The organism is Corynebacterium tuberculostearicum (assembly GCF_030229345.1).
Lineage (GTDB): Bacteria > Actinomycetota > Actinomycetes > Mycobacteriales > Mycobacteriaceae > Corynebacterium > Corynebacterium tuberculostearicum_G.
This window is the reverse complement of the sequence record NZ_JASPGP010000012.1, coordinates 82,932-89,203: the sequence shown is the minus strand read 5'-3', so window position 1 is coordinate 89,203 and position 6,272 is coordinate 82,932. Positions and strand designations below refer to the sequence as shown.

General features: G+C 60.2%; 3 protein-coding genes. 1 reads left to right on the top strand and 2 read right to left on the bottom strand.

The features are described 5' to 3' along the window. Positions 1-118: 118 nt before the first annotated feature. Entirely contained in the window at positions 119-1,696 is a 1,578-nt protein-coding gene (locus QP884_RS09275) for an aldehyde dehydrogenase family protein (RefSeq protein WP_284821822.1), read from the bottom strand. 45 nt (positions 1,697-1,741) lie between these two features. Continuing rightward, on the bottom strand, positions 1,742-3,991 hold the full coding sequence (betT, locus tag QP884_RS09270) for a choline BCCT transporter BetT (RefSeq protein ID WP_284821821.1): 2,250 nt from the start codon (positions 3,989-3,991) through the stop codon (positions 1,742-1,744). Between the two features lie 333 nt (positions 3,992-4,324). On the opposite strand from betT, the gene betA reads away from it, so the two are divergent. Further along, the gene (gene betA / locus QP884_RS09265) at positions 4,325-6,100 is read left to right on the top strand and encodes a choline dehydrogenase (RefSeq protein ID WP_250411541.1); all 1,776 of its coding nucleotides are present in this window, start codon (positions 4,325-4,327) and stop codon (positions 6,098-6,100) included. Positions 6,101-6,272 lie beyond the last annotated feature (172 nt).

Below are 6,272 nucleotides of genomic sequence, written 5' to 3'. Positions count from 1 at the left end.
CTTCGAGCTCTCAATGAAAACTACTCCCCACTAATCGGAAACTGATTTCTCAGTCCAACTAATGGGGAGCAGTTCACCTTCCGAGCAGCGGGGGCTGACTGTTATGCGGCCGGCTTAGTTACTGCAGGCCAAACTGATCCCAAGCGGCAGGGGAGAGGTTCTGGTACACGTGCTTGTGCTCCTGGTACTCAGCCAAGCCGGTGGGGCCAAGCTCGCGACCGTTGCCGGACTGCTTGAAGCCGCCCCATTCTGCCTGCGGCAGGTATGGGTGGAAATCGTTGATCCAGATGGTGCCGTGGCGCAGGGCGCGGGCTACGCGCTCGGCGCGGCCGGCGTCGGAAGTGTAGACGGCGCCTGCCAGGCCGTACTCGGTGTCGTTGGCGATCTCGATGGCCTCCTCCTCGGTGGTGAAGGTCTCGATGGTCACGGTCGGGCCGAAGGCCTCGTCGTGCACGCAATCCATCTCGCGGGTAGCACCATCGATGATGGTTGGCAGGTAGTAGACGCCGGCGCCCAGGTCGGTGGTGCCGGTGCCGTGCTGGCCGTTGGTGTCCTCGCTGGTGGCTGCGCGGCCACCGGTGAGGATCTTGGCGCCCTGCTCGCGTGCCTTGTCTACGTAGGCGGCGACCTTTTCGCGGTGCTCGGCAGAGATGAGCGGGCCGGTCTCCGCCTTCTCATCGGTCGGGCCGCCGATCTTGATCTTATTGGCGCGCTCTACCAGGGCATCGACGAACTTATCGTGCAGGGACTCTTCCACGACGATGCGGGAGCCTGCGGAGCAGACCTGGCCGGAGTGGAAGAAGGCGCCATTGAGTGCGTTGTCCACGGCGACGTCGAAGTCGGCATCTGCGAAGATGACGTTCGGGTTCTTGCCACCGAGCTCGAGCGCGGTGCGCTTGACGGTCTCAGCCGCGTTCTTGGCGATGATCTTGCCGGTGACCAGGCCACCGGTGAAGGAGACCATGTCTACATCCGGGTGCTGGGACAGCGGGTTGCCGCAGTTAGCGCCAGCGCCGGTAATGAGGTTGCCCACGCCGTCGGGCAGACCGCACTCCTTGAGGACGGCCATCAGCAGCATGGCGGTGTGCGGGGTGAGCTCCGCCTGCTTGAGGACGAAGGTATTGCCGGCTGCCAGGGCCGGACCAACCTTCCAGGAGACCTGCAGCAGCGGGTAGTTCCACGGGGTAATCAGGCCGCAGACGCCAACAGGCTCGGCGTCGATGCGGGAGCGCAGGTTGGGATCCTGCGGGTCGACTACGCGGCCGGCCTGGTGCTGGGCCAGGGTGCCGAAGAACTCGAAGGCGTTGGCGATGTCATCCATATCGCCCAAGGACTCCTCGTAGCGCTTGCCGGTATCGGCGGATTCGGCCTGTGCGAAAAGTTCCTTGTGCTCGCGGATGAAATCGGCCACGCGGATGACGAGCTTGCCGCGCTCGGCAGCCGGGGTATTAGCCCACTCGCCATTGTCGAAGGTTTCACGTGCAACCTTGATGGCGCGCTCGGTGTCCTTGTCGGATGCCTCGGAAACCAGGCCCACGGTGGAGCCATTGGCCGGGCAGATGATGGTGCGGGTCTCGCCGCTCTGGGCGGCTTCCCACTTACCGTTGATGAACAGGGACTTCGGGGCGCCGTCGGCATGCACGCCCTTCAGCAAATCGGTCTGGGTGGGGTCGAACAGAGTGTTCTGGGTGCTCAAGTGAAAAGCAACCTTTCTCTCATAGAGGTAGTTGTACTGGCCAGCTTAGCTATCTTCGCGCCAGGTGCGCTCGGGCTCGGCGCCATCGGAGACATCGGACTCACCCGGTTGGGTCTGCTGCATGTAGAGGAAGGCCAAGTGGCGCTCGTAGAGGTCCAGTACGTTATTGATGATTTGGTTCTCGGAGTAGCCGTAGACGTCATAGCCCAAGGAGCCAGTCATGTCATAGACCTCGAGGCGGTAGTATTCGTCTCCTTCGCCCGTGCTGAAGTCGGGGCGCTCGGCCGCAACCGGGAAGAGCTGATAGCGGAACATGCGTTCATTGTGCAGCTTTACTTCGAGGTCGAGCTGGGGCAGTTCGACGTCGGGAAGCTCGCTGGTGAGCAAGAGGGCATCGTAGCCGCGGGTACGCATGTGGGTAGCAACCTGCTCCAAAGCATAGGTGGCGGTATCGCGCAGGTAAGTATCCATCTCCTGCTTGGAGGGGTAGGTATTGGCGCGGTCGAGGCGGTTCTTCCACAGGTTGGAATCCGAAGGCTCGCGCTCGGTACGGGAGGAAATCACGCCGTGCATAGCGGTGGTGCGGGCCTCGCGCTGCACGTTTTCAAGGCGCAGGGACTTCCATAGGGAGAACATGATGAGGTAGACCACGAAGGCGAAGGGCAGGCCCATCACGACGGTCGCGGACTGCACGGTGGCGATGCCATCGATCTGCAGCAGTGCCAGGGTCAGCGCACCTACGGTCACGGACCAGAAGATGCGCAGCCAGCGTGCTCCATCCTGGCGGTTATCGGTGATGCGAGAGGTGAAGTTGGACATCACCAGCGCGCCGGAGTCGGCCGAGGTGATATAGAGCAGCAAGCCAATAAAGGTGGTCAAGAAGATGACGATGCCAGAGCCTGGGAACTCGTGCAGCATGTCGTAGAAGCCCTGTTCCGGTACGTTAATCGCGTTTTCGGCGAATTCTGGGTAGTCACCGGAGCGGACCATGTCCAAGGCAGTGTTACCAAAGAAGGACATCCACATCAGGATGAATAGGAACGGGAAGGTCAGGGTGCCGAAGATGAACTGGCGCAGGGTGCGGCCGCGGGAGATGCGGGCCAGGAAGAGGCCGACGAAGGTCGCCCAGGCGATCCACCATGCCCAGAAGAAGAGGGTCCAGGACTGCATCCAGGTATCTACGTTGGCTTGGTCTTCGGCAAAGGCGAAGGTCTCCATGGTCCAGGATGGGAACTTCGAGACATAGTCACCGATATTGGTCACGATGGCATCGAAGAGGTACGCGGTCTTGCCGAAGACGACGACGTAAATCATCAACGCGATGGCCAGGTAGACGTTGAGCTCGGAGAGGAAGCGGATGCCCTTATCCACGCCGGATACGGCCGAGAGGGTCGCAATAGTGATAGCGATGATGATGAGCGCGGCCTGCAGACCGAAGCTCTGTTCAAAGCCGAAGATGAGGTGAATGCCATAGGACAGCTGCACCACGCCGATGCCCAGGGAGGCGGTAACACCGAAGACAGTGCCCAACATGGCGGCGATGTCGACAGCGGAGCCGATAGGGCCATGCACGCGCTTGCCGATGAGCGGGTAGAGCGCGGAGCGAATAGCCAGCGGCATATTCAGGCGGTAGGCAAAGTAGCCGAAGGCCATGCCCATGAGGGCGTAGAGGGCCCAGCCGGTCAGGCCATAGTGGAACATGGCGTAGACCACGGCTTCCTTGGCGGCCTCCATAGTCTCGCCCTCGCCCACGGGCGGCGCCATGTACATGGTGACCGGCTCGGCGACGGCGAAAAACATAAGATCCACGCCAATGCCGGCGGCAAAGAGCATGGACACCCAGGAGAAAGTATTGAATTTGGGCCGCGAGTGGTCCGGGCCTAAGCGGATATTGCCGGCATTGGAGATGGCAATATAAAGGACGAAAACCACGGCGATGGTGGCGGTGAGAACATAGAACCAGCCGAGGTTGGTACCAATCCAGCCGGTGACATTGGCCAGGGTCTCCGCCGCCGATTCACGGCCAAAGCCGGCGTAGAGCACCATGGCGATGATCAACACGCCAGAGATAATAAATACCGGCCAGTTGGTTTTGGGGGCGGGGACCTCGGCTGCGCCTACATCATCGCCGGTTTCTGCCTTATAGCTGCCGACGAGGGCGCGGACTTGGTAGCGCGGGCTGCGCTTTTTGGTATCCCCAGAGGGGGTTGCGAGAGAGGTGTTTTTACCCCCTTGTTGGGGGTCTTTACTTGAAGTGTGAGACTCCTCAGGATCGTGAGGGTCAAAGTTAGCCATCTACTTCTCCTATTGTTGGTTGGTTTGGGCCGAATCTTTCGCACGGGTGCCCCAAAATGCTCACAAGATCGCAGGGAGAGATAGGTGAGTGAAATGAATCATATTCGGGCGAACTATGCGCAAAGACTTCGGATTTCATCTCCAGAGACATCCATCCGGACAAGGTAAATATACATTAAGATGGGCAAACTTCTAGAGGGATGTGTACTCTGGAGATAGTGCCCGCACATAAGGCGATGTGAATAAATACAGACTTTTGTATAAATTACAATATTTTCACTTCCGGTGGGGCAATCTTGACGTGTGAAATATTTCACAGAAAGAAGGGGATTTATGGGTTTTATGGACAAGCTGACCAAGAAGCGTTCCGCTAAAAAGGTCACCGATGAAGTAAGCGACGTAGTCGTCGTTGGCGGTGGCTCCGCAGGCTCCGTCATCGCCGCACGCCTGACCGAAGACAAGAACACCCGCGTGCTGGTCCTTGAGGCTGGCCGCCCAGATTCCCTGTGGGATCTGTTCATTCACATGCCATCCGGTTTCTCTTTCCCGATTGGTGCAAAGAACTATGACTGGATGTACGAGTCCGATCCGGAGCCGGAGATGAACGGCCGCCGCGTTTACCATGCCCGCGGCAAGGTTCTCGGCGGATCTTCTTCCATCAACGGCATGATCTACCAGCGCGGTAACCCGATGGACTATGAGAAGTGGGGCCAGAACCCGGGCATGGAGAACTGGGACTTCGCCCACTGCCTGCCGTACTTCAACCGCATGGAAACCGCCGCTGCGGCTGAGCCGAACGATCCGCGCCGTGGCCACGATGGCCCGCTGTACCTCTCCCGCGGTCCGGCTACCTCCGAGCTCTTCCAGGCCCTGTTCAAGTCCGTGCAGGAGGCCGGCTACAACCTGACCAATGACGTCAACGGTTACCGCCAGGAAGGCTTCGCTCCGTTCGACCGCAATATTAAGAACGGCAAGCGTTGGTCCGCTGCTCGCGCATACCTATACCCCAATATGGATCGCGAGAACCTCGAGATCCGCACCCGCGCCTTCACCACCAAGATCCTCTTCGAGGGCCAGAAGGCCGTCGGCGTCGAGTATGAGTGGCAGGGTGGCGTTCACCGCGTTTACGCCGAGAAGATCGTCCTGTCCGCCGGCGCCATCAATACCCCGCAGCTGCTGGAGATCTCCGGCATTGGTGACCGTGAGATTCTGGAGAAGCACGGCATTGACGTCGTCAAGCACCTGCCAGGTGTGGGCGAGAACCTGCAGGACCACCTCGAGGTCTACATCCAGTACGAGACCACCAAGTCCACCGCTTCCTCCCAGCCTTACCTGGATAAGTGGCGCTGGCCGTTCATGGGTCTGCAATGGCTGCTGACCCACAAGGGCCCGGTTGCTACCTCCCACTTCGAGGGCGGCGGCTTCGTGCGCTCCAATGAGAACGAGGATTACCCGAACCTCATGTTCCACTTCCTGCCGATGGCCGTGCGTTACGACGGCCAGAAGGCGGACGTCAAGCACGGCTTCCAGTGGCACGTGGGCCCGATGTTCTCCGATACTAAGGGCCACGTTCACATCAAGAGCGCCGATATCCACGACAAGCCGTCCATCCTTTTCAACTACCTGAAGACCGACCAGGACCGCCGCGAGTGGGTTGAGGCCGTGCGCGTCGCTCGCTCCCTGCTGGATACCAAGGCCATGGAAGAGGTCGGCGCCCGCGAGTTCAGCCCGGGCCCGGATGTCCAGACCGATGAAGAGATCCTGGAGTGGGTCCGCAACGATGGCGAGACCGCGCTGCACCCATCCTGTACCGCCAAGATGGGCGCGGAGTCCGATCCGATGGCCGTGGTTAACCCGGACACCATGGGCGTGTGGGGCGTGGAAGGCCTCTACATTGCGGATGCCTCCGTCTTCCCGTCCGTGACCAACGGCAATATCTACTCCCCAACCATGATGGTGGGCGAGAAGGCTGCCGACCTCATCGCTGGCCGCACCCCGCTCGAGCCAAACCACGCCGAGTGGTACAAGGCCAAGCAGGATATGCCGCTCTACGCTGAGGGCGAAGCAATCCGCGATCACAAGCACTCCATCCAGGGCGCTGATCACTAAGCACCCTCCCGCCGGATTGCTCTAGCGCCGCGTTTCCCATTGTGGGGCGCGGCGCTTTTGCTTGCCGACGTCCCCCTTTGTCCCCACCGTGCCTTCCCATCCGCTGGGCCAGAACCATGGTTTAATCGTCGGGCAAGGAATCAGATCCGATGGAGTGAACTGCCAGAGAAAG